This is a genomic window from Paenibacillus sp. EB106-04-04-XG159, assembly GCF_058791835.1.
Genome location: NZ_JBYTDY010000010.1, coordinates 19,442 through 43,388, shown reverse-complemented (window position 1 = coordinate 43,388; position 23,947 = coordinate 19,442). Strand labels below are relative to the sequence as shown.

19 protein-coding genes and 1 riboswitch are annotated in these 23,947 nt (G+C 47.7%); of the genes, 9 read left to right on the top strand and 10 right to left on the bottom strand.

The window, feature by feature from the left end; genetic code table 11:
* Positions 1 to 120: 120 nt before the first annotated feature.
* Positions 121 to 1,176 carry a LacI family DNA-binding transcriptional regulator gene (locus AC3WTP_RS13635; protein ID WP_492395168.1) on the bottom strand — a complete coding sequence of 352 codons (1,056 nt, stop codon included), beginning with the start codon at positions 1,174 to 1,176 and terminating at the stop codon, positions 121 to 123.
* A 208-nt stretch (positions 1,177 to 1,384) separates the two neighbouring features.
* On the opposite strand from AC3WTP_RS13635, the gene AC3WTP_RS13630 reads away from it, so the two are divergent.
* The 3 genes from AC3WTP_RS13630 to AC3WTP_RS13620 all read left to right on the top strand — a co-directional run bounded on the left by AC3WTP_RS13630 (position 1,385) and on the right by AC3WTP_RS13620 (position 4,274).
* Positions 1,385 to 2,095, top strand: a complete 711-nt coding sequence (locus AC3WTP_RS13630; protein WP_492395167.1) for a response regulator transcription factor — start codon at positions 1,385 to 1,387, stop codon at positions 2,093 to 2,095.
* On the top strand, positions 2,092 to 3,162 hold the full coding sequence (locus AC3WTP_RS13625; protein WP_492395166.1) for a sensor histidine kinase: 1,071 nt from the start codon (positions 2,092 to 2,094) through the stop codon (positions 3,160 to 3,162). Before AC3WTP_RS13630 ends, AC3WTP_RS13625 begins: the two co-directional genes overlap by 4 nt.
* Before the next feature lie 86 nt (positions 3,163 to 3,248).
* Positions 3,249 to 4,274, top strand: a complete 1,026-nt coding sequence (locus AC3WTP_RS13620; RefSeq protein ID WP_492395165.1) for a D-alanyl-D-alanine carboxypeptidase family protein — start codon at positions 3,249 to 3,251, stop codon at positions 4,272 to 4,274.
* A gap of 60 nt (positions 4,275 to 4,334) precedes the next feature.
* On the opposite strand, the gene AC3WTP_RS13615 is transcribed toward AC3WTP_RS13620, so the two are convergent.
* From AC3WTP_RS13615 to AC3WTP_RS13600, 4 genes are all read right to left on the bottom strand, one after another.
* Positions 4,335 to 6,206, bottom strand: a complete 1,872-nt coding sequence (locus AC3WTP_RS13615; protein ID WP_492395164.1) for a bifunctional metallophosphatase/5'-nucleotidase — start codon at positions 6,204 to 6,206, stop codon at positions 4,335 to 4,337.
* Between the two features lie 394 nt (positions 6,207 to 6,600).
* Positions 6,601 to 7,632: a ribonucleotide-diphosphate reductase subunit beta gene (locus tag AC3WTP_RS13610; RefSeq protein WP_492395313.1), complete on the bottom strand. Its 1,032-nt coding sequence runs from the start codon at positions 7,630 to 7,632 to the stop codon at positions 6,601 to 6,603.
* Between the two features lie 110 nt (positions 7,633 to 7,742).
* Positions 7,743 to 10,091 (bottom strand): ribonucleoside-diphosphate reductase subunit alpha, encoded by a 2,349-nt coding sequence (locus AC3WTP_RS13605; RefSeq protein WP_492395163.1) that lies wholly within the window; start codon positions 10,089 to 10,091, stop codon positions 7,743 to 7,745.
* A 288-nt stretch (positions 10,092 to 10,379) separates the two neighbouring features.
* A riboswitch (cobalamin riboswitch) is annotated at positions 10,380 to 10,623 on the bottom strand.
* 169 nt (positions 10,624 to 10,792) lie between these two features.
* Entirely contained in the window at positions 10,793 to 11,485 is a 693-nt protein-coding gene (locus tag AC3WTP_RS13600) for an NAD-dependent epimerase/dehydratase family protein (protein ID WP_492395162.1), read from the bottom strand.
* Between the two features lie 357 nt (positions 11,486 to 11,842).
* Between AC3WTP_RS13600 and AC3WTP_RS13595 the strand changes: the two genes are divergently transcribed.
* Entirely contained in the window at positions 11,843 to 12,178 is a 336-nt protein-coding gene (locus AC3WTP_RS13595) for a hypothetical protein (protein ID WP_492395161.1), read from the top strand.
* Between the two features lie 131 nt (positions 12,179 to 12,309).
* Positions 12,310 to 13,542, top strand: a complete 1,233-nt coding sequence (locus AC3WTP_RS13590; protein ID WP_492395160.1) for a hypothetical protein — start codon at positions 12,310 to 12,312, stop codon at positions 13,540 to 13,542.
* A 130-nt stretch (positions 13,543 to 13,672) separates the two neighbouring features.
* Here the strand turns inward: AC3WTP_RS13590 and AC3WTP_RS13585 are convergent, their stop codons facing one another.
* The 4 genes from AC3WTP_RS13585 to AC3WTP_RS13570 form a co-directional block, all read right to left on the bottom strand.
* Entirely contained in the window at positions 13,673 to 14,302 is a 630-nt protein-coding gene (locus AC3WTP_RS13585; protein ID WP_492395159.1) for an ABC-2 transporter permease, read from the bottom strand.
* Complete coding sequence (locus AC3WTP_RS13580; protein WP_492395158.1) at positions 14,299 to 15,174, bottom strand: ABC transporter ATP-binding protein; 876 nt, start codon at positions 15,172 to 15,174, stop codon at positions 14,299 to 14,301. The genes AC3WTP_RS13585 and AC3WTP_RS13580 overlap by 4 nt, the downstream gene beginning before the upstream one ends.
* The gene (locus AC3WTP_RS13575) at positions 15,171 to 15,551 is read right to left on the bottom strand and encodes a GntR family transcriptional regulator (RefSeq protein ID WP_492395312.1); all 381 of its coding nucleotides are present in this window, start codon (positions 15,549 to 15,551) and stop codon (positions 15,171 to 15,173) included. Before AC3WTP_RS13575 ends, AC3WTP_RS13580 begins: the two co-directional genes overlap by 4 nt.
* Before the next feature lie 139 nt (positions 15,552 to 15,690).
* Positions 15,691 to 16,590, bottom strand: a complete 900-nt coding sequence (locus tag AC3WTP_RS13570; protein WP_492395157.1) for a manganese catalase family protein — start codon at positions 16,588 to 16,590, stop codon at positions 15,691 to 15,693.
* A gap of 306 nt (positions 16,591 to 16,896) precedes the next feature.
* On the opposite strand from AC3WTP_RS13570, the gene AC3WTP_RS13565 reads away from it, so the two are divergent.
* Positions 16,897 to 17,625 (top strand): histidine phosphatase family protein, encoded by a 729-nt coding sequence (locus AC3WTP_RS13565; RefSeq protein ID WP_492395156.1) that lies wholly within the window; start codon positions 16,897 to 16,899, stop codon positions 17,623 to 17,625.
* A 12-nt stretch (positions 17,626 to 17,637) separates the two neighbouring features.
* Here the strand turns inward: AC3WTP_RS13565 and AC3WTP_RS13560 are convergent, their stop codons facing one another.
* Complete coding sequence (locus tag AC3WTP_RS13560) at positions 17,638 to 19,968, bottom strand: helix-turn-helix domain-containing protein (RefSeq protein WP_492395155.1); 2,331 nt, start codon at positions 19,966 to 19,968, stop codon at positions 17,638 to 17,640.
* Positions 19,969 to 20,325: 357 nt separating this feature from the next.
* On the opposite strand from AC3WTP_RS13560, the gene AC3WTP_RS13555 reads away from it, so the two are divergent.
* The 3 genes from AC3WTP_RS13555 (at position 20,326) to AC3WTP_RS13545 (ending at position 23,930) form a co-directional block, all read left to right on the top strand.
* The gene (locus AC3WTP_RS13555; protein ID WP_492395154.1) at positions 20,326 to 21,294 is read left to right on the top strand and encodes an ABC transporter permease; all 969 of its coding nucleotides are present in this window, start codon (positions 20,326 to 20,328) and stop codon (positions 21,292 to 21,294) included.
* A 63-nt stretch (positions 21,295 to 21,357) separates the two neighbouring features.
* A complete protein-coding gene (locus AC3WTP_RS13550; RefSeq protein WP_492395153.1) occupies positions 21,358 to 22,242 on the top strand; it encodes a carbohydrate ABC transporter permease in 885 nt (294 codons plus the stop codon).
* Between the two features lie 59 nt (positions 22,243 to 22,301).
* A complete protein-coding gene (locus AC3WTP_RS13545; RefSeq protein ID WP_492395152.1) occupies positions 22,302 to 23,930 on the top strand; it encodes an extracellular solute-binding protein in 1,629 nt (542 codons plus the stop codon).
* The last annotated feature ends 17 nt before the right edge of the window (positions 23,931 to 23,947 follow it).

Below are 23,947 nucleotides of genomic sequence, written 5' to 3'. Positions count from 1 at the left end.
TGTTAGCGTTTTCTTTACACTCTAAATGTAAAATAAAATGCACACTATGTCAATACATAAGTGTGCATTAATGTGAAATAAATGTGCAATTATTAGTTGGGAATGTTACATTAATTCAAACTATTGTTTATTCATCTGCACAGCCATGCGAATAAGCTCTTTCGGACGATCCGGGTGCTCGATGCGCCAAACGAGTTGTTCACCTGCGCGCATGCCCATCTCTTCCTTAGGTACATCGACTGTCGGGAGGCTTGGAAGCAAGTAGGCCAGCTGCCCGATATTGTCGAAGCCGGTTAGGATCATCTCTTCTGGAACTCGATGCCCAGCTTCACGCAGCAAATAGATTAGTTCGACAGCGATCTCGTCATTCGCGCAGACGAAGCCGCGAGGGAGTCGTTCCATCTCTTGCAGTGCTTTACGTAATTGAGCCGCATCATAATAGTGGCGGGGCAAATGGTTGATGATGCTCAATGCGGGATCCATTGCAATTCCGCTGTTATTCATGGCTTGCTGGAAGCCTAACCAGCGCTCTTGATAGCTGAGGCATGAGCCGACGTCCCCGACGAAGCCGAGTTCTCGGTATCCTTGAGAAACCAAGTGCTTGGTCATCTCATATACGCTGTCTTTGTTATTAACGAGCAGGGTGTCTGTCTTCAGATCATTCATATTGAAGTCAGCATAAGTATCTACGAAAAGCGAGGGGATACCCGTGCTCTCTATTCGTTCGTAATACGCGCGCAGGAAGGCGCCAATGGTGACAATTCCCGCAGGTGTTTGCTGCTCGAATAACGCCGGCAGCTTCAGATGATCCTCTTCCTCCTCATCTATAATCGTCATAGCCACTGTATATCTATGTTCCTTCAATGAGGTGTTTAATCCTTTTATAAATGAAGTCCAGTAATGGTTCCCCACATAATCAGAGTGCGTAAGCAGCGCAATAAGGCGGTTGCCTCTGTGTACGGCAGGCTTCTGAAGCTCTTGCTCCTGCGCTTGTACTTGGAAGGACTCCAGCATTCCAGGAGGAAACTTGGTATAGCCCATGTCTATCGCGCGCTGAATAATGAGGGAACGTGTGTCTTCCTTCAGTCCAGGTTCATTATTAAGCGCTTTCGAGATCGTGTTGCGCGACAATTGAAGCGCGTCGGCGATATGCTGCTGAGTAATCTTCTTGGTCATTAGATATTCGCTCCGAATGTTGAATTGGTCCGATACGATGTAGATAACTACCTATATGAAGTATAAAGTAGCTTTACAAATTTGACAAATGTAAAGTTGATATATGTTCATTAAGCGGCTTGCTCCAGTTATTTCAATCTTGTCGTCCAATGTGCTACACTAGGCGTGATTTCTATCGGCATAATTTGGTGTAGAGGAGGATAACAGAATGACAACGCTGTTGATTGTTGATGATGACAAGGAGATCGCTCAATTGATTCGGATCTACGCGGTCAATGAAGGATACAACTGCTTGCTGGCACATGACGGTTCGGAAGCGCTCAACGTCATAGAGCATGAGCCGATTGATCTTATCGTGCTCGATGTAATGATGCCCAAGCTGGACGGGCTTGAAGTGACGCGCCGTATTCGAAATAAGCAGCAAGGGATCCCCATTCTGATGATAAGCGCGAAGACAGAGGATATGGATAAGATCATGGGGCTGATGACAGGCGCCGATGATTATATGACGAAGCCGTTCAACCCGCTGGAGCTGATGGCTCGCGTCAAGTCGCTGCTGCGGAGAACTTATCAGCTGAACCCGCGCATGAAGGCGGGGGAAGCGGTCCAACAGGATGGAGTGCTGCAGCTCGGGAAGCTGGAGGTAAATAAGGAGCTTCATACGGTGAAGGTGGACGGCGAGGCTGTACATCTGACCTCCATCGAGTTTGAGATCCTGTATACGATGGTGAAGCAGCCGGGTCGAGTATATCGTGCGGAAGATCTGTACGAGCTGGTGTGGAAGGAGCCGTTCCAGGGGGCTCATAATACGATTGCCGCACACATCAGCAAGCTGCGAGACAAGGTTCATAAGCACGGGCAACCTTATATTCATACTGTATGGGGAGTAGGGTATAAGGTGGAGGATAGTGGACAATGAAGTGGAAGATGCTGCTTTACGTCGCATTATCGCTCGTCATCTCCTTAAGTGTTACTTATCTATCATTTTTATTTGTCGATACGCTCTATCGCAGCGGGAGAAGCTCCGGAATTTTGGCTGTAGCAGAGATTCTAAGAAGCAGTATTGGAGCTGTACCTGTCGTCATATGCAGCCTGTTGTTTTGGTTTATCGTGGCCTATCTGATCATGATGACGATGTTCATTCGGCGCATATCCAGAATTACAGCCGCTGTGCAGGAGATGGCTAACGGGAATCTCTCGAAGCGAATCGAGGTCGGCGGCAAGGATGAGATCGGCAAGCTGGAGTACAATATCAACTACATGGTAGAGCAGCTTACCCGCTCGATGGAAGAAGAGCGCTTGGCTGAACGGACGAAGGCAGAGCTTGTTACGAACGTCTCACATGATCTGCGAACACCGCTAACGTCTATTCTAGGTTATCTCGGCTTGGTGGAGCAGGATCGTTATCGCGACGAAGTGGAGCTGCGCCATTATATTCATATCGCGTATGAGAAGGCGGAGCGCCTTCACTTGATGATAGAGGATCTGTTTGAGTATACGCGTATGAGCGGCGGTGCACCGCTATCGCTGCAGCAGGTGCAGCTTAACGGTTTAATCAGTCAGCTGTACGTTCATTATCGTCAGCCGATGGAGGATGCCGGTATGGAGCTGCGGATGCAGATTCCAGATACGCCAGTCATGATCCAAGCGGACTCGCTTAAGCTGGTGAGGGTGCTGGACAATCTGCTGACGAACGCGATGAAGTATGGCCGCGATGGCGGGGCTGTAGATATTCTGCTTAAGAAGCAATCCAGAGCGGCGACGATCGAAGTGGTCAATTATGGTGAGCCGATCCCAGAAGCGGATCTTCCGCATGTGTTCGACCGTTTCTATCGCGCGGATAAATCGCGCGGCGATGATACACGAGGGTCAGGACTTGGCTTGGCGATTGCACGGGCGATAACGGAGCTGCATGGCGGAAGCATTCGGGTAACGAGTGACCGTCAAGACACACGTTTTATCGTAGATTTCCCGCTATCATCATAATTTCTTCATAATTTCGCAAAGGTTCTTTAAACTCTCCTGTCTATACTGAGTCCATATGATCTGGTCGAGAGCGAGGAGAGTTAACGATGCGACAAATGAAGAGCGAGCCACAGCAGCTGCAATCCACATCTAGAGCCAAGAGAAAACGAACGGGCCGTAAGCTATTGGGCGTGATGTTTATTGCAGCAGGATTGTTGTGGATGTTGGAGATAATGGATGTGCCGATCGCCGATAGCACTATTAACAAAGCATATGGACAGGTATTACAAGTGAGGGACCAGTTTATGATGTCTACCAACAATCGTATGCTTGCTAAGGAGCATATAAGTGCCGAAGCTGCTGCTGTAATAGATGCCGAAACAGGTGAGATTCTGTTCTATAAAAATGACGAGAAGCGTCTTCCTCCGGCTAGTACGACTAAGATTATGACCGCATTGATCGCGCTGGAGTCAACGAATCCTGACGAAGGCGTTATGGTTGGGGACGAGGTGCTCTGGACGGAAGAAGATGAGAGCACGGCAGGCTTGGAGTCAGGGCAGCTGATGACGTGGCAAGAGCTGATCACAGCTATGATGCTTCCTTCCGGCAATGATGCCGCGAGGACGATTGCGGTTCAAGTCGGCATGAAGCATGCTCCTGCAGGCGCAACGCGAGAAGAGGCCTACCAAACGTTTATACAGCTGATGAACCAACGCGCCGCATCGCTCGGTATGAACGATACGCACTATATGAATCCGCATGGCATGCATGATAAGAGACATTACACAACGGCGAATGATCTGTCTAAGCTTGCCCGCGAAGCGATGAACAATGAGCTCTTTCGTGAAATAGTCGAAGAGAAGCAGGCTAATCTTGGAGTGACTTATCAGGATCAATATAGTGAAAAAATGGTCGTTAATCGGAACCAGCTGCTGCAGCCGGACAGCGGCTATTATTATGAAGGCGCGATCGGCATTAAGACAGGTTTCACCGATCAAGCCGGATATTGTCTGGTCTCATCTGCGGTCCGCGAAGGCACAGAAGTGATTGCAGTCGTACTTCATTCTGGGATGGAGGAAGTATGGACCGACTCACATACGCTGCTCGATTATGGCTTTGAACGTTTGCTGTAACATACAAAGAACCTCCAACACCGTTGAAGCGGCATTGGAGGTTCTTGTCGTTAGTTAGGCTTACAGCTTCGTGATCCGTCCATCAATCTTAGCGGATACCGCTTTTGCATTGATGATGTATTCTTCGACCACTTCGTAGAGCGTTACGCCTGTATTAAGGGCATTGTCTTTCTTCAGCATCTCGTAGCCGTCCCCGCCTGCGATGACGAAGTCGTTCGTCGCGATCCGGTAAGTCTTAGCGTCATCGATAGGTTGGCCGCCAACCTTCACATTCGTTACGCGGCTACCCGCAGGCTGCTTCTTATCGAAGGTGAATGACATGCCGCTCACATGCGGGAAGCGTCCTCCGCTTTCTTCGATCTTGCTGACGCCATTCTCAAGCGCTGCGCGAAGCTCCTTGCCCGTTGCTTCCACAACAGCCAGTGTGTTCGGGAATGGAAGCACATCGTACAGATTGCGCTTCGTGATATCGCCCGCTTGGATCGAAGCGCGGATGCCTCCGCCGTTCGTCAGCGCGACATCAGCTTCGAAGCCAGGCATCGAGCGCGTGCGCTCCAGCATAGCGTCTGCTACAAGGTTGCCGAGATTCGTTTCTTCGGCGCGGATCTTCGTGCGTTCACCGTCAAGCAGAACGGAAGCCGTGCCGATCTTTTCATTCAACTGTCCATCTGTATTCTTCTTCAGCTCTTCTACGCGCTTCGCTGTCTCGGCATCAGCAACGGTATCCTTGTTATACTCAATCAAGCTGCTGGAGAAATGCACGAGCTCGTCATTATGATAGAACATATCTACTCGGCCGAGGGATTTGCCGTATTCCCAGTCCTGAACGATGTATACGCCGTTCACGAGTTCAGGCCTCGTCAGCTTGGTATGGGAGTGCCCGCCGATGATTAAGTCTACGCCTTCCACTTGCTTCGCAATCTCGCGATCTGCCGCAAGGCCGGAGTGCGATACGATGATGACTTCATCTGCCATGGATTGCAGCATAGGAACCCATTCCTTCGCGACCTCAACCGGGTCCTTAAAGGTTAGGCCCTTGACGTTGTCAGGATGGGTGACAATTGGAGTTTCCTCCGTTATCAGGCCGAGGAATGCGATTTTTTTGCCTTCTATTTCTTTAATCATATAAGGATCCAAGAGCGGTTTATCATTAGCGTCAAATACGTTGGCACCGAGAACGGGGAATTTGAACATCTTCGATACCTTCGATAATTGCTCGTGACCGAAGTCAAACTCATGGTTGCCGGCGACCATCATGTCGTAGCCGATCGGGTTAACCAGTGCCGTGATGGATTCACCTTTCGACAGGTTGGCATAAATCGTGCCTTGAATCATATCTCCCGCGTCGATCAGCATCGTATTCGGATTCTCCGAACGCAGCTCCTTCATCAAGGTGACGAGCTTGGCATAACCCATTTCCACCTTGCCATCATCAAGAACATGACCGTGAACATCATTCGTATGTCCAATCGTAAGCTGAACCGTGATTGCATCACCAAGCGCGTCAACGAATTCTTGGCGAGTCACTTCGCTGCCTTCCAATTGTAGATCCAGTCCAGCCTGTTTCGCGACAGCTTGAAGTGTCTCTGGGCTTGCTGGCTTGTGCAGCAGCTTCCACTGCTCCGGTGTAACAATGCCATCCTGCTTCGCCCATGTCAGTGCACGAGCAGCCCAGCTTCCTTTCACGGCTGGATCGATCGCCTGTACTTTTGCCTCTCCGCCTTGTACACGCGCCAGCATGACGACGGCTTCCACTAACGTAATAGGACGAGTTAGCTCCAGGCCGTCTTCAGAGCCGTTTATGTACGCTTTCTGCTGCATCCATGCGCTGTGATCGATAGGCTGCAGCGGAGCGGCTGCCAGAGGTCCTGCTATTACGGATGCAAGTAATGCAGTTAACGATAATGCAAGTCCAAGCTTCTTACGATTCATCAATGGACACCCCCGTGGTATGATTAGAGCCTTGTCTAGATGGTATCATAGACAATTTGTGGGAATCGATACATACTGTGTTAAGCCAATGATAAGATTTCATGAACAATCGGTGCAATCGACAATGACACTGGTTGATGGCCGGCACGATCCCTCCCTCATTTCTACAGTTCCCAACAGAATGTAAGTGCTTACAAAACTCTAGTGCAGCATGCGCGTTACCTAGATATTGTACCTAATTTGAAACCAATATGGCAATAACATCCTTTACACTCCTGAAGGATAAGCGCACACCCTAAATATAAACACATTCTATCTATACCCAAACAAAAAACCGCCGGAGCACCAGCTCCAGCGGGTATGATACATCGTATGGTCACGCTAATCCTGCGTCTTACAGTTCATCAAAGCCGTTATCGTCGCCTACTTTGCCGTAGTTGCGGGATTTCGCTTCAAAGAAATCAGTCTTGGTCGCATTCAGCGCTTCATCAGAGAATGGCTTAATCCATGGCATACAGTTGATATCTACGTTCTGATACGCTTGCTCCAGTCCCATCATTTTCAGACGGCGATTGGCAATGTATTTGATGTAATCGGACAGCTCGCGAAGATCGATGCCGCGGACTTTGTCCAGTGTGTAATGTGCCCAGTTGGTTTCCAGCTGCACCGCACGATCGATTGTTGCATACACGTAGTCCATATTTTCCTTCGTATTCAGTTCCGGGTAGTCCACCAGCAACTGCTTGAACACTTCGCCGAAGAAGTAGCAGTGCTGATTCTCATCACGCTGAATGTACGAGATCATCTGGCTAGTGCCCATCATCTTCTGGTCGCGCGCGAGATTGTAGAAGAAGGCGAATGTACTGTAGAAGAAGATCCCTTCTAGAATCAGATCGGCAACGAGCGCTTCGAAGAAGGTCTGCGGCGTCTGCTCATTGCGGAAGTTCTGATAGATGTCGGCGATGAAGCGATTGCGCTCCAGCAGCACTTTATCATGCTTCCAATATTCGAATATCTCTTTCTGCTCTTGATCGGACACGAGGGAAGACAACACGTACGAGTAGGATTGGTTGTGTACAACCTCCTGTTGACCTATGATCGCAGCGATCGCCTCCAAGGAGGAATCGGTAAAGTAATCGCGCACATCGCCGACGAACATCGTTTGCATCGAATCGAGAACAGCAAGCAGGGAAATATTGATCTTGAACGTATCCTGCTCCTCCTTCTCTAGAAGAGGGTATTGCTGCGCGTCCTTCGCCATCGGGATTTCGTCTGGAATCCAGTGGTTGAGCAGCAGAACTTTGTACAATTTGTACATATGCGGCATGCGAATGTCGTCCCAATTCAGGATCCCGGAGCATTCGCCGTTAATGATGCGCGTTGATTGGTTAGGTGCTTCCGTGTTGAAGATCATCTGCTGGTTCAGCAGGTTGGTCATGGTTGTCATGTAAAATGAGCTCCTCTCTCTTCGCTAACGAGTGCACCCGCCGAATCGGAGCTCGACAGGTGCGCGGTTGTTTGAAACTATGGAAATGGTTATGAACTGCAGGATTCACACTCATCAATGGTTAGTGCTTGAGAACGTACATAATAGGTCGATTTCATACCTGTGCGCCATGCATCCAGATGAAGATTCAAGAAGTCCACAGCTCGAATGTCCGGTCGAACGTACAGATTGAAGCTCTGGCCTTGATCGATATGGCGCTGACGCGCGCCTGCCATGCGGATAGAAGCGTGCTGATCCAGACGGAATGCTGTCTTATAGTACCAGATCGTCTTCTCGGACAGATCTGGAGCAGGGTTCGCAATCTTATAAGTTGTCTTCTCCTCGTAGCTGAGCAGATCGTATACAGGATCGATACTTGCTGTCGAACCCGCGATAATCGAAGTTGAACCGTTAGGCGCTACCGCCATCAGCCAGCCGTTGCGCATGCCGTTCGCTTGTACTTCCGCCGCAAGCTGCTGCCATTGCTCAGTTGTTACATATGCGCCTGAACGAGTGCCCGTCGTATACTCGCGGTCAGTGAAGTATTGGCCATTTTCCCAATCAGAGCCTTGGAAGAGCGGGTATGCGCCTTTTTCCTTCGCCAGATTCATAGAAGATTGAACGGCAAGGTAGTTAATACGTTCGTACAAGTGGTCATTGAACGTAACAGCTTCTGCCGACTCCCATGCAATGCCTTCTAGCGCAAGCAGGTGATGCAGCCCGAATGTGCCTAGACCGATCGCGCGGTAGCGGCTGTTCGTGTACTGGGCTTGCAGCACTTGAATATTGTTAATGTCGATAACGTTGTCGAGCATGCGCACTTGAATCGGAATGAGGCGCTCCAGCACGTCGGCGCGTACAGCGCGCGCCAGGTGAATCGAGTTCAAGTTGCAGACGACGAAGTCGCCTGGAATCTTGCTGATCACGATGCGTGTTTGTCCGTCCTTCGTAACGAGCTCTTCATGCTCAATTACCGTTTGCGATTGATTCTGGAATATTTCCGTACACAAGTTGGAGCAGTAGACCATACCGTGCGCCTTGTTCGGATTCGCACGATTGACTGTATCCTTATAGAACATGTAAGGTGTGCCCGTCTCCAACTGCGACTTCAGAACACGCTTCATAATATCGATTGCCGGCAGCGTGATGCGCGAGAGATTCGGATTAGCGACTGCTTCCGCGTACTTGTCACGGAATGAGCCGTTGCCGAATGACTCGTCATAGAAGTCTTCCAAGCCGAGTGCGCGGCCTTTCTCATCTTTCCAGCCCATCGTTTTCTTGACTTCATGCGGACAGAATAGATGCCAGTCGTCGCGGCTGTCTACAGCTTCCATAAACAGATCCGGAATGCTGATTCCATGGAAAATATCGTGAGCGCGCATTCGCTCGTCCCCGTTGTTCAGCTTCAGATCCAAGAAGGAGAGGATGTCCTTATGGAATACATCCAAGTAAACGGCGACTGCGCCTTTGCGTGTGCCTAACTGGTCAACGCTTACCGCTGTATTGTTCAGCTGGCGAATCCAAGGGATAACGCCGGAGCTTGTATTCTTATGTCCGCGGATGTCCGAGCCTCGTGCTCGTACCTTGCCGAGGTAGACGCCGATGCCGCCGCCCATCTTGCTTAGGCGGGCTACATCGGTATTGGAGTCGAAGATTCCTTCGAGTGAATCATCGACCGTATCGATAAAGCAGCTGGACAATTGGCCTGCGACCTTCTTGCCCGCATTTGCCATTGTCGGTGTCGCCGCTGTCATATATAAATTGCTCATCGCCCAGTAAGCTTCCTTCGCCAGCTGCACTCGGCGTTCCGCCGGCTCCTTATGCATCAGGTACATGGCGATGACCATGTATCGTTCTTGCGGCAGCTCCATCGTTCTGCCATCAAAGTCGGTGGTCAGATAGCGCTCCGCCAAAGTTAATAAGCCGATGTAGTCGAACAGTTCATCGCCTCGAGGATCGATCGCGGCGCCAAGCTCGCGGATCTGTTCAACGGTGTAGGCCTCGAGCATCTCCTCACGGTATAAGCCCAGCTCGACCAGCTTCTTCACGAGCTTATAGAAGTCTCCGTACGGCTTGTCCGGGTAAGCTTTATAGTTGCGATGCAGAGCCGCTTCCTTGTACAGCTTCGTCAGCAGCGCGCGAGCCGCAACAAACTTCCAATCCGGCTCCTCGCGTGTCACGAGCTCCAACGCGGTCATGATCGCAGACTGCGTAATATCGCTGGCCTGGATGGAAGGGTGACGCAGCTTCGTCATGACCCCGCGATGCCATTGGTCGCGATTCAGATGCGGGAAGTCTTCCATGATCCGCTCTCCGTAGCGAACGATGCGCGCCTCGTCAAAGGCGAGCGAGCGGTTGTTAGGCTTTAATACGGTATTTATCGTGTAAGTCGTAATCATCTTGTGGTTCCTCCTCCGGATTATCCGTTCGACAACATATTAAAAAGCCGACCAATCCCCAACAAATAGGGATTCAGGTCGGCATAATCAATGGTTTAAGCCCATAGCTAATAGCCCATGCTTGAACTGTACCAGCACCTGAATGGTGGCTGTTAGACAGTAACAAGACATAGCGAGGCCGCACGCAAGGACAGCAGTAAGCGTTGAATCGGCATGAACATGATTCTCAACGAACTGTGCGTCTTGCATGAAGAAGCTAGTTCCTGAACATTCCCTATTCCGCGTAGGATATGTTTCGTGTTGCAGGCAGGTCTCCTGACTTCGGAGCCATCAGCTGCCAACGCCTTCCCGATATCACTCAGTGGCGGGGGGCGCCTCCTTGCAGCACGTGCTGCAAATCGCGCTTGGCGAGCATAGCTGTCAGTGTGGCTGACAGCACTCCATACAGTGGCGGGACCGTGACGGATTCGCACCGTCTTCCCTATTAAGCGCAGCCTGTTTCGGAACGTCGAGCTGCTAGAGATAACGAATACCTCGGGCTCGAATTCTGTCCGTATTCAGGTCTGCTTCACCTGCTACATTTCAATATGTAGTTGTGCTCTAGTAAATATACTACAACATATTGAGTGTGTAAATAGTTTTACGGTGATAAATATCACATTTCCAGATCGATAAAGACTTGTAATTTGGATGCCGTTGTGTTAGACGATCGGGGTGTACATAGCAGCCAACTGTTCGATTTCATGTGACGGATAGATGTGAATTTCTGACTTGGAAGCATCGGAAACATTAGCAGCATTGGCTGCCGCCAGCATGCCGCAGGCGACTTGAGAGGCTTCGATCGGACGATAGCGGCGCAGAGGTCCTCTCAATAAGAACCGCATAACCGGAGCAGTCCAGATGGCAATCTGTTCTCCGAATCGAAATTCCTGCCGTTTGCCTACTAATAGAGATGGACGGAATATGTGCAGGGCAGGCAGCGAGAGCGCCGCAAGCGATTGCTCAAGTTCTCCTTTAACACGGCTGTAGAAGATGGATGACTTCGCATCTGCCCCCATAGCTGTGATGACGAGGAATTGGGTGGCACCCGCATCTCGAGCGAGTTGAGCAGCCTTTAATGGATATTCATAATCCACTCTGCGAAAGGCTTCCTTCGTCTTGGCCTTCTTTATCGTTGTTCCGAGGCAGCAATATACATCATCTACCTGAAAATGTTTGGCCGCTTCCTCTAAGTTGTTGTAATCGATGACGTGTTCTGTGACGCGCTGCAGGGCAATACCCGTCGATCGCCGGCTCAATACCTCCACTCGCGCATAGCTGCTCGTGATGCGCTTCAACAGTTCGCTTCCGACCAGACCGCTTGCTCCAAGAACTAATGCACGTTTATCGCTCATCATCATCCGCTTCCTTTCTTACTAATATGAATAGATAGTTCTAATATTATAAACTATTGCCGCCCTTGAAGTCTCTCGCAGGTTGAGCAAAGATTACTTGTGCGAAGGCATGGCTGCGGCATTTGCATAGTGGAATCATTCATCCTAATACAGAATCCTGCGGGGGAAACTCCGCAGGATTCTTTGCGTATAAAGGCAATATAGCGGATCATATCCATGTATGTGCAATTTTAGAGGAATACGGGAATAATAGTGATGATTCGGGTTATGAATGGAGCATCATACATCATAGAACATAGAGATGAACTGCTATATATTTCAATCGATGTATGAAAGTGATTAAAAGGAGGAATGCATATGGCTGCACAGCAATCACAGACAGTGGACATACGAACTTTGAAATCGAAACGAATCAAGAGGTATGCCGCATTATTGGGCGTTGGCCTGCTTATGATGCTGATGACAGGCTGCGTACCCGGAGATGGTTCTTACAGTCCTGCTGATCCAGCAGGCTTCTTCTGGGGAATATGGCACGGGTGGATCGCGCCGATCAGTCTAATTGCTCAGTTGTTTAGCGATTCGTGGCGCTTGTACGAGCCGATTAATTCGGGCTGGTGGTATGATTTCGGATTCTATGTGGCCATCATCAGCGGTTTTGGCGGAATCTCGTTGTCACGCAAGCGCAAAAAGTGATGGATCGTATAACCATCATGGATTATTTACCAAGAAAACATTTTATATAGAGATCGCGTCTAATGTTAAAAAGGGGCAGCCTAGGCGGTCCCTTATTCATCTTGCACTATGGAGCAGAAGGAGTGAATTGGATGAAAGCAGGACGACGCTTGCGTCAGATTGTACAAGCAGTTATGGGATGTGTGCTTGCGCTTTCGGCGACACCGGTGCTGGCTGTCAGTGGACATGATAACGGCTCATCACCTGAGAAGATGACACCAACCGCCTCTATTGATGCCATTGCTCATCAAAAGATAGGTTTTGTAGATAAAGAAGATGGTACCATTTACTATGTAGTTGAGCCTGCTGGTTCACATGATCGATCCTACATTGTGGAGCGAACCCCAGACGGCACGCTTATGCGCTGGGAAGACGATTATGAAGCGATCTACAACGTAGGCAGCAACCAGCCAATCGTATCCGTAAACGCAGGTGAAATGGGTATCAAATATGACTATAACCAAACCTACTATTACAATACGCAGGACGATAAGATGCATCATGGCCAGTTCTTCAGTTATTCTCCGGATGGAAAATGGGGGGTAACCAAACAGATTCTATGGCATTCGGCAGTCCCCGCAGAGGACGGAAGAATACCTATCTCGATGGAGAAGAGCTACTGGCTGAAGAATAACGCTACAGGAGAAATAAACGAATGGTTCTCTAGCTATAACACGAGTCCAATCTACTGGATGCCGGATAATAAACTGCTCGTACAACGTTACAGTGAGCAGGCGAAGCAGAATGAGATTGATATCTATGATCCGGCAACGAATCAGTGGTCATTCGTGAAGTATGCTTCACTGCGCGGATATAATGCGAACAGCAATTCTATGCTATATGCGCTGAATGAACCAAACCGGACGGAGCAAATATACGACTTCAAGACGCAGCGATCGCATAAGCTGACGGGGCCAGCGGAACGTGAGAAGATAACATCGTCTGCTGAAGAGGGATATAAGGATCTTCCTCAGCTGGATCAGAAGCTGATCACGATGTCGCTGCCGGTCAAATCGATTGCGCTAGTTCATGACCAGTATCATGTCGTTCATATTGACGGCAAGGATGTAGCAGTGGACTACACATTTAATAAGAATGATAACTTGTGGATCCCTGTCAAGCCGCTGCTTGACGCTCTTGGCTGGAAGATTGAAGTGCAGGAGACGAGCGGGAAGCACAGTCAATATGTGATTACTTCTGATCAGGGTCGTATTGAATTGACGCCTGACAACAGCCTGATCGTGAAGGATCGATTATTTATGACACTTAGCCAATTGCAGTCTCTGGGCTATTCTAATGTATCTGTAACGGCTAATGTGAAATAGGGCATCGTATAATTTGAAATGAATGACGTATAAACAGGGCTATGCATTCCTTGAGGGGAGTGCATGGCCCTATTATGTATGTTTTCCTGCTCTCTTGCCGGTGATGTTATGACGATTTGACGATATGACGTTAGGACAGATCCCGTTTGGTAAAGAAGGCGCATGAGATAAAGTAAGAGATGATCATCATGAGAGCAGAAACACTGAGTGCAGCCACTCCTAAGATGTTAGCGGATGAAACGGTCGTGATTCCAAGCTGCCCGATCAAAAAATCTTTCTGAATCAATGAGAGTCCCCCGATGATTAAGGCGATGATAATGATGATGGATACCATATTCTCTTTATCTTTCATTAGCAGATATACAGGGATATTCACGCTGATGATGATGAAGCCGAGTGAGCTGACCAGCAGGATCGTGAAGATGTTGACGTCTACATCAAAGCCGATGAGTGGCAGCAGCGCCGTAGTAATAAGACCAAGGCCTATACCGGCCAAAATAAAAACAATGGTGGAACAGTATTTCGCTGTGATGAACTGTTTACGGGTAACGGGAAGTGTATTTACGAATGAATACGTATTATTTTTCTTATCCATAGCGAGATTGTTTAAGAATACAAATACACCTGTTAAAATACCGGAATAGATGAAATTGTGCATCATCTGATAACTGGATATCGACAGCAGCAGCAGGATGAATAGGGCCGTTGGCCAGATGTTGAGGGACTTTTTGAATTCCATGTTCAGAAGTGACGCATTCATAATAGAATTCCTCCTTGAAGTGACCGTCTAGTATGAAAATACATAATATCCTCAAGTGACGGACGTTCATAGACGACCTGCTGTTCAAAGATGTGCATGGCTGATTCGCGCTCTTTCACCAGTCCTTCGAATCCGATCTCCGTTTCACGCAAACCGATGAATAGGGAGCGAATATCAGCATCCAAGAGGCGCTTATCGCCTTTTACGAGCACGTAATGATCAAACAGTTGATCCTTCTCCTCATGCAGTACGATTCGGCCTTCATTCATAAACAGCACGTAGTCGGACATCCGATCGAGGTCTGTCGTCACATGCGTGGAGTAGATCATCGTCTTGCGTTCATCCTGCATCCATTCGCTGAGGAGATCGAGCAGCTCGCGGCGGAATACGGGATCAAGTCCCGCAGTCGGTTCGTCCATGATGAGCAGATCAGGTCGATGAGAAAGTGCGACGGCGATCGAAAATTTCATCTTCATCCCCTTGGAAGCCTCGTCAATCTTCGTGTTCTCCTTCAGTTGAAAGTGGCTCATCAGCTGCTTGTACAGCTTCTCATCCCATTCTTTATAAAATGGGGCAATGACCTCTTTCATCTTCTTCATCGTAAAGCGTCCATAGAAGTGACTCTCATCGGAGACGAATCCGATACGCTGTTTAATCTCGATCTCGTCTCTTGGCATGTCAAGTCCAAAGATGCGAATCTGCCCCTCAATCGGGCGCACGATATTCATCAGCATGCGGAGCAGAGTCGTTTTGCCGGCGCCGTTTGGTCCGATGAGACCCGTAATATAACCTTGCTGTACGTTGAAAGTTAATGAATCGGTTTCGTAGCTGCTGAATGTCTTGCGAAGTTGCTGAACTTCAATGGCGTTCATTGTTCATCCTCCTCATAGAGCATCTGAATATGGGCCAGTAATGTGTGCAGTTCGATGTTCAAGTCTTTGGCTTCTTGTACGGCTTCTTCAAGCTTGGTCTCCATCTGGCGCACGCGCTGTTCACGAATGAGCTCCGGATTGGCTCCGGATACGAAAGAGCCTTTGCCGACGACGCTGTCCAACAGTCCTTCGCGTTCTAATTCTTCATAAGCGCGCTTCGTCGTGATGGCGCTGATCTGCAATTCCTTCGCCAATAGGCGAATGGAGGGAAGCGGGGATCCCGCGGGCAGCTCGCCGCTGAAGATCGCGTTGCGAATCTGGCGAACGATCTGCGCGTATATAGGCTCGTCCGTAGACGGGGAGATGTGAATATAGATCATAGGCGGCTTCACCTCGTTTAGTGTATATATTTAATATATACACTATGTACGATGAAGTCAAACAGAAAAAGCACATGGATCATCACGTAAAGTGGTGTCCCATGTGCTTGATATCTGTATGAAAGTATGGCGCGGACTATGAGATACCGGCATTTTTCTTTAGGCGGTTTACGATCTGTAAGAAGTCCTCGTGCGAGATGCCTGGCGCGAATTCTTCCGGCATATCCTCGAGGTCCGGTATCGGCGCGCCTACAGGAGTGCCTTCTCTCACTTCCAGCTTACCGCCGTCGATGGGATGTGTACCGCTCCAGATGAGTCCGATGTCCTTATAGTCGTTATCGCTCCAAGTATAGAGCACGCGGCCGAGGCCCATATCCTCGAACTTGCGCGCCGAATGGAACGCGTAATTATCGAGGTTGGGGATCGGAAGCATCTTCGTCATATCAACACCTGTCGCGATCTCCAGCGCTTTCGAGTAAGCCATGATATGAGCGCCGCCGCGTACGAGCAAGTATCCGATCATCTCTCGAGCCGTCGGATGATCGGTCATTTCGTAGACGCGCATCTTATGTGTACGCGCTCCGCATTCCAAGAAGAAATTGTGCACCAGATCCAGCACAAGGTTGCCGCTGTTGAACACATAGTCGCCTGCCCACGGGCGACCCATGGAGTCGCCGACCATAGCGGTCTGGGCGTTGGCGATGAAGTGATACGTATTGCGCACATCCTTGCCTGGGCGCAGTGGAGCGGAGTCGGGGGGACCTGGCTGTGTGGTTCCTTCCAGCACGAGATTAATGGTATTAGTCACTAGCTCGACGTGGCCGAACTCCTCAGCTGTTATGCTGGCTACAAGATCATAGAAAGGCTTAAGCTTCTTCTTCTGGCGAAAATTAAAGGATTGGAACATATAATTGTTCAGTGTGGACATCTCCCCGAATCGTCCACCGAGCAGCTCTTGCACGGCCGCCGCGGCGTTAGGATCGCCGTGCTTCGGCTGCGGCAGCTCGATCGCCAAGCGATTGATTCGTTTGAACAAGGATGACACCTCCTCTGTGAAACGTGTTTGCCGTCTGTCGTACAGGTTGACATTAGTCGATCATTCATTCCATTGGATAATTCCTATGTAGTAAGGTGGATGTCCTATGCCAATGCGTATGGGAGTTGGTGACATTTGTCTTGCGAGTATGAATATTTATGTGATAAAAGTACAGTAAGGAGCACAAACGAGAATTCACAGTTAGTATGCTTCGACAGTATGTGTAGCCTAAGAACTTCATCTCTTAACTTCAGCGTAGGCATGTAATTAATGTAATCAATAATAGATGTAATGGAGGAGAGTCACTTGAGAATTTATGTGATACGCCATGCAGATCCGGATTACACCAACGATACGATTACTACAGCTGGACATAAGGAGGCAGAGGCGTTAGCGGATCGATTGTCTCGCGTTGGAGTGGATTATATGTATACGTCCCCGCTCGGTAGAGCACAAGCCACGATGCGCTACACGTCGGAGCGGCTTCATTTGCAGCCAGAAACGCTTCACTGGACGAGAGAAATCACGGGCATGTATACGACATTGGAGGCATACGGAACGTTCAGTCCTTTCAATACACCTGGAGAATTGATTCTCGATGGTGACACATTGCCTGGATCTCATGATTGGTTTGAAAGGCCGTATTTTACAGACGTGCGGCTGCAAGAAACGATTGCAGAGATTCATCAAGGCTCGGATGAGCTGCTGAAGCGACATGGCTATGAAAGAGTAGGGGGTCGATACCGCTGCATTCAGCCGAATGACAGCATAATCGCCGTATTCTGCCATGGAGGCTTCGGACTAACCTGGCTCGCTCATCTATTAAATTTGCCACTGTCGATCGTATGGTCATCTTTTTGGCTGGCGCCGACCTCAGTGACGACAATATTCATGGACCAGCGTTCCCATGAATGGGCTGTCCCGCGCTGCATTGAGCTCGGTGATACATCTCATTTGCATGCTGCAGGACTGCCCGTACAATTGCGCGGTATTTGGAAGGATACTTTGGATTATCAGATGCAACAGCTACCATAAGCTATAATCGGTTTACATTTCGATCTTATGCATAGCAGTATGCTTGTAGTAGGTTGGAGTAACACCGTAAACATGTTTGAATTTCTTAATGAAGTAGGCAGAACTGTTGAAGCCAACCTTAGCTGAGATCTGCTCGACATTCAGATTAGTCGTCAAGATCAGCTCACCTGCTTGCTGCAGCCGCTGTTTCGTGACGAAATCGGTGAAGTTCAATCCGGTTTCTTCCTTAAATATGCGGCTTAAATAACGAGGGCTCAACTGGACCTGTTCAGCGACCATATCGAGGGACAGTTGAGTACCTAAGTTAGCTTGAATAAACAGCATAGCTGCTTGAACAATTTCATTGTTCTTGTTGTTGCTGCGACTCTCAATGTACTGAAAGGCGGATTCCGCAACGCTGATAAGCCATTGCTGAATTCGGATGATATCCTTCGCTTGTTTGAAGCCTTCACGAAGCTCCTGTTCGATCCCATCCTGTGATTTATAATGTATTTCGATTAAATATTGACGCACTACAGTAAATGCTTCTCGCCATTTATGGTGGCAGTGCTCCGCTGAATAATTGCGTTCAGCTAGCAGGTCGACGAATTGCTGCACGCTTTCCCGAACACGATGGATCTTCCCGGTACGCAAGCTGGCGGCAAACTCCTCCAAGTATTCCTCACATATAACCTCGTTGCTTCCTTCCCTTTCCAACAACGTTTCTCCGTAGTAAATGCCGTTTGCAGGTAGAAAGAATTGATAGTTCATCAATGCATGCGTCTTATGGAACGACAGATGAAGGTCGAGTGGTGAAATGACCCACGGTCCTATAGCAGCTGCAATACGGGTGGAGAAGGTGATGTCGACATAGCGGGACACATCTCGAAGCAGGTCGACTATTGGTTTATCATGAGCCTCTCTAGCTCCTACAATGGCACATAGCTGATCGTTTCCATATTCCGCAACTAACCATACCAGATGATGATCTGAATAAGCTTCGATATGTTCGATTAGACGATATTTCAGAAATTGACTGTTTTCTAAGTTGATGTATGCCATTTGTTCAGGATCAGGCTTTATCAGGACGGCACAGAAGCAGGGCATGCTTAAATCCATCTGCAACAGCTTTACTCGCTCTGCTAACTCTTCCTGACTGCGAATCGTTTGACAAAGCAGTCCCGTAACGAAATTATGCTTGATGATCGGCATGTTGGTGGTAAGTGTATCTTGCAGCTCATGAACCCTATTTGACAAATTATTAATGACCTTATCGATCAAATGATATTCGTTGACTGTCTTATCGCCCTGCGGTTGATGGAACAATCCAGCAGCCTTAGCAATAATCGAGCGGAGCGGGTGATACATATTGAACGTAAAAATGTTAGAGATGATGATTCCGATCAGAATGGCGATGATACAGATTAGAATTAAGGTATTGCGAATGACTGCCGATTTCTTGTAAAACTCATCAACTGGCGTAATGTTAATCAGCTTCCAGTCCGTTCCCCCAAGCGTCTGATAGGTGATCATAGATTTCACATCATCTACTTGTTCGATGAAGTTGCCGGACCGTTCAGAAGATTGCAGGATATGCCGGATGTAGGGTTCCTGCTTTATATTTCGATATAAGGATTGCGGCTGACTGTCAGAGACGATATCCCCTTGTGTATCTATTAGAAGCATCTGACCGACGTCGGTCGGCTCGGACGATCTAATAATGCGATGCAGAGCTTGTTCATTCACATGAATAGCAACGTACCCTTTAATCTTGTTTGGATCAGAAACGATAGGATACGCACGTACGAAAGTCACCAGATCGGAGGCCTGCGAATTACAGCATTGAGCGCCTGGCACTGGACGCGCTGCAAGCCATATATCCTTTCGCTGTGAGCGCTCAATTGTCTCGATCCAGTCGGTATGGAGCGTTCTGTTATTATCCATAATTGTCATGCCTGTTCGAGAAGAGATCACCATATTGTTGACTTTGTAATAGACGCTGATGGAGTCGAGGATATCTGAATTGCTGGTAACGATCATTTGGAGCATCTCGTAAATGTCCTGAATCTTCATGTGTTTGCCAGACACGGTGTTATTGAACAGCAGCACGAAGTTGTCTTTATACTCTTGTGAGGCGACCAATTGCAGATATAGCTTATCCGCATGATTGACAACCTTATCCTCCATGATCTGTCTGATCTGAGCGAGCATCCGATGATTTACCTTCTGCACCTGTTCGTTGAAGTTGGAAGTGAAATAGACATAAGAGGTAATCCCGACAAAAATTAGGGTGATTAGGATTAGCGCAATATAAGACAATATCAATTTGTAATATACGGTGTTCCATTTCTTAAACAGCTTCATCGTTGATCTCCAGCTCCATTGTGATCCGAATGGTGAAATGCTTTCGGTAGGTTAGGTATATCAGGCAATGTATTTACTAATAGGTGAACTTATTATTGTAAACGCTTTCAATAGGTTGTGAACGTACTAAACAGCGCCTTATTTCATAAATAATACCATTTTTATATGTTTCTGTGGAAGAAAAAAAGAAAATGTCTTGATGAAGAACGTCGTGAATTATCCCACTTTTCTCATGATGAAGATCCTTATATTTTCGTGAAATCTTGCTATTTCTCAAAGATCGATTATGCACTATTTTGGTAACAAAGCCTTTTAGGTCATTCTAGTAGGCCTGACAACCAAGAAAGGAGGAATGATATGAACCGTACGCCGCTTATTCATGACCAACGATCGGTAATTCATCGCATCTTTACACAATTGTGGCTTAACCATCTGAGTCCTTATTGGAAAACGAGGTACCTAGTTCTTCTGTTTCTGCCAGCGATCGCATACTACATCATTTTTCATTATGTTCCGATTTACGGGATTCTGATCGCCTTCAAAGATTATCGGTTCAAACTCGGCATATGGGGTAGTCCTTGGGTTGGCTTAGAGCATTTTCGCGATTTGTTCAGTTTGCCTAGTTTCTGGGAGGTATTTCGTAACACCATTATTATTAGCTTCTATAAGCTAGTATTCAGCTTCCCAGCACCCATTATTTTGGCACTGATGCTTAATGAGGTTAGACATATGATCTTTAAGCGATTCGTGCAGACGATTAGCTACGTGCCTCATTTTTTATCATGGGTAGTCATCGCTGGACTATTTGTACAATTTCTTTCGCCGTCGATAGGGCCGATCAATATTCTGCTAAAGGCGTTCGGGATCGATCCCATCTATTTTCTCGGGGACCCGAAGTGGTTCCGCGCTGTACTCGTGCTGACTGAGGTGTGGAAAAGTGTCGGTTGGGGCACGATCATTTATTTGGCGGTATTGACGGGTATTAATCCTGAGCTGTATGAGGCATCTAAGGTAGATGGCGCTTCCCGCATGCAAAACATACGTTACATCACATTGCCATCCATGGCTCCGGTAGTGACGATCATGTTTATTCTTGCTGTCGGTCAAATCGTCAACGATGACTTCGACCAAGTGTTCAATCTATATTCTCCTGCCGTTTATCAGGTCGGCGATGTACTCAGTACCTATACGTATCGAAGGGGACTTGTTGAGCTAGAATACAGCTTTGCAGCTACTGTTGGCCTGTTTAAGAACATCATCGCATTTGTGCTGATTGTCATTACGAACACGATATCTAAGAAGATAAACGAGTACGGTTTATGGTAGTCTCGCGATGTACTGTTCAAACGGCTGATGGAAATGACAAAGTGATAAGGAGGTGGTAGCATCGTGACTGGCAGAAGAACCTTAATGAAATCCGGATATGTATTTGACTTTGTAAATTATTCTTTATTGATTCTGCTGTGTGTCGTGACGATATATCCTTTTCTGTACTTGCTAACGCTCTCCCTTACGTCTGGAGATGTATCGTTGACGCAATTGAATATCATCCCCAAAAAGGTGACTTTTCTGAGTTACGAGAAGGTGTTGACCAATGAATATGTAGCTAACGGATTTGTTCGTACGTTGACCCGTACCCTTATTGGAACAATTGTTACGGTAGTGGCGATGGTCCTCACTGCTTACCCGTTAGCGAAGAAGCAGTTCCCACATCGAGGATTTTGGACTATGTTTATTGTGTTCACCATGTTTTTCTCCGGTGGCCTGATTCCAAACTACTTCCTGATCAAGAACCTTGGGCTTATGAACACCATATGGGCGCTTATATTGCCAGGCCTGATTCATACCTTTCAGATGCTTATCGCCCGCAACTTCTTTATGACCTTGCCTGAAGCGTTGGAGGAATCAGCCAAGATTGACGGTGCGAATGATATTACGGTTCTTTTTCGGATTGTATTTCCGCTATCCATGCCGATCATTGCCACTCTTACATTATGGTCAGCTGTCGGGCATTGGAATGCATGGTTTGACAGTCTCATCTATATTACCGATTCGCATCAGCAAGTACTGCAGGTTGTGCTGCGGCGTATCGTCTTGGAAGGAACCAAGCAGATGATGGACTTGGGTGCTTATAATGACGAGAATATCATTGCCAATCCTGAAACGATCAAGGCAGCAACCGTTATGGTAGCAACTATTCCGATACTGCTCGTGTATCCATTTGTGCAGAAGCATTTTGTAAAAGGTATCATCGTCGGCTCGTTGAAAGGATAGAAGAGTGCTGCTAACGGCCGTTTTGAGAGCGCTATCATATTTGAAGGGGGAATCTATTCATGTATAACCGTACGAAGAAGCTGTTATCTATTGGAATGATGCTGTGCTTGACTATGACTCTCGTGTTATCTGGCTGTGGATCCAATGAAAGCAAATCGAATAATAGCGAGCCGCAGGTGTCCACTAACGAAGGCAGCAAGACGAATGAAGAGAGCAAGCAGGTCGTGCCAGATGCCAATAAGAAATATACAATCTCTGTGGCTCTTCCTTCTAATCAACCGAGAGACCCTAATGGAGAGATACTAAAATATTACGAAGAGAAATTCAATGCGGATTACGATGTGTGGGATATTGAAGCGAGTAAATATGAGGAATTGCTAAATCTTAAATTCGCCTCTGGTGAAATTCCCGATCGTTTCCGAGTTGCGAATGGTTTTGTCAATTTGGCTAAGTACGTAGATCAGGATCTGTTAGCTGAGATTCCAATTGAAATGCTTAAGGAGCATGCTCCATACCTGTACAACGATTTTATTGAAAAACAAGCTCCCGGTGCTCTTGAGTACGGCAAAATAGATGGAAAGCTATATGGAATCCCGCATCCTGCTGGCATTAATTATAGAAAGCCGATCATATGGCGCGGTGACTGGTTGGAGAAAGTAGGAATTACGAAGACGCCTGAATCGTTGGAGGAGTTTGAAGAGGCATTCTATAAATTCGTGAATGAAGACCCTGACAACAATGGCAAGAAGGATACGTATGGACTGTCCCAATCCGGACTCGAAGCCATTTACGGAGCATTCGGATATATTCCAAGTATATGGCAGAAACGTGATGGTCAACTGGTGTATGCGTCTGTACAGCCAGAAGTTAAACAAGCGCTAGCTTATTTGAGCAAGTGGTACAAAGATGGCGTGATTGATCCAGAGTTTATAACGGGTGAGAATCAGGGTGGATATTCTGCGTTCTCCCAACCATTCTTCAACAGTCGGATCGGGTTTACGAGCGTTGGCGGGTACTATCATTGGAAGCCTTTATTGTACCCTGGTGACTCGAAGTCAGAAAACTTCCTTGAGATGAAGAAGATTAATCCAACGGCTGTTGAAAAACTGCAATATGGATTGCCGCCAAAAGGACCAGAAGGCAAGATGGGATCACTATGGAGCAGTGTAGTAAACGGCAACTTCGAAGTGTTCGGCAAGGATATGGAGAAAGACCCGGAAAAGATGGCTAAGATGCTGCAAGATATGAACGATTTCAATGTTACCTACGAGGATTATCTCACCTCGATCTTCGGCTTCAAAGGTCAGCATTGGGATAATGACAAAGAAACAGGCCTACCTGCGCTCAAGGAAGGTGTAGACGCTAATTCTCTGTCTAAACAAGGCGTTGGCTTGAATCCATTTGCAATTGCCGAGTATGATGTGATGCGTGCCAAGCCTCGCTTCGATTGGGCAGATGAGCATTTCTTTGCAATCGGCGGTATCGCTAACGAATTACTGGCACCACTTCCTTCTGACAGCAAGTATAAAGCTGAGCTGAAGAAGATGGAGGATGAAATGTTTATCTCCATCATTACTGGCGATAAGCCGCTAGATTACTTCGATGAATTCGTTAGCAAATGGGAGAAATCAGGCGGTGCTCAGCTGACTAAAGAAGCGAACGAGTGGTTTAGTGCTATAGGAAAATAAATGCCTGTTTAGTGGTA

Bases quoted from the DNA above. Each gene is read 5' to 3' on its own strand.
- AC3WTP_RS13635 (WP_492395168.1), bottom strand. From the start codon at position 1,176: ATGACCAAGAAGATTACTCAGCAGCATATCGCCGACGCGCTTCAATTG.
- AC3WTP_RS13630 (WP_492395167.1), top strand. From the start codon at position 1,385: ATGACAACGCTGTTGATTGTTGATGATGACAAGGAGATCGCTCAATTG.
- AC3WTP_RS13625 (WP_492395166.1), top strand. From the start codon at position 2,092: ATGAAGTGGAAGATGCTGCTTTACGTCGCATTATCGCTCGTCATCTCC.
- AC3WTP_RS13620 (WP_492395165.1), top strand. From the start codon at position 3,249: ATGCGACAAATGAAGAGCGAGCCACAGCAGCTGCAATCCACATCTAGA.
- AC3WTP_RS13615 (WP_492395164.1), bottom strand. From the start codon at position 6,206: ATGAATCGTAAGAAGCTTGGACTTGCATTATCGTTAACTGCATTACTT.
- AC3WTP_RS13605 (WP_492395163.1), bottom strand. From the start codon at position 10,091: ATGATTACGACTTACACGATAAATACCGTATTAAAGCCTAACAACCGC.
- AC3WTP_RS13600 (WP_492395162.1), bottom strand. From the start codon at position 11,485: ATGAGCGATAAACGTGCATTAGTTCTTGGAGCAAGCGGTCTGGTCGGA.
- AC3WTP_RS13595 (WP_492395161.1), top strand. From the start codon at position 11,843: ATGGCTGCACAGCAATCACAGACAGTGGACATACGAACTTTGAAATCG.
- AC3WTP_RS13590 (WP_492395160.1), top strand. From the start codon at position 12,310: ATGAAAGCAGGACGACGCTTGCGTCAGATTGTACAAGCAGTTATGGGA.
- AC3WTP_RS13585 (WP_492395159.1), bottom strand. From the start codon at position 14,302: ATGAATGCGTCACTTCTGAACATGGAATTCAAAAAGTCCCTCAACATC.
- AC3WTP_RS13580 (WP_492395158.1), bottom strand. From the start codon at position 15,174: ATGAACGCCATTGAAGTTCAGCAACTTCGCAAGACATTCAGCAGCTAC.
- AC3WTP_RS13560 (WP_492395155.1), bottom strand. From the start codon at position 19,968: ATGAAGCTGTTTAAGAAATGGAACACCGTATATTACAAATTGATATTG.
- AC3WTP_RS13555 (WP_492395154.1), top strand. From the start codon at position 20,326: ATGAACCGTACGCCGCTTATTCATGACCAACGATCGGTAATTCATCGC.
- AC3WTP_RS13545 (WP_492395152.1), top strand. From the start codon at position 22,302: ATGTATAACCGTACGAAGAAGCTGTTATCTATTGGAATGATGCTGTGC.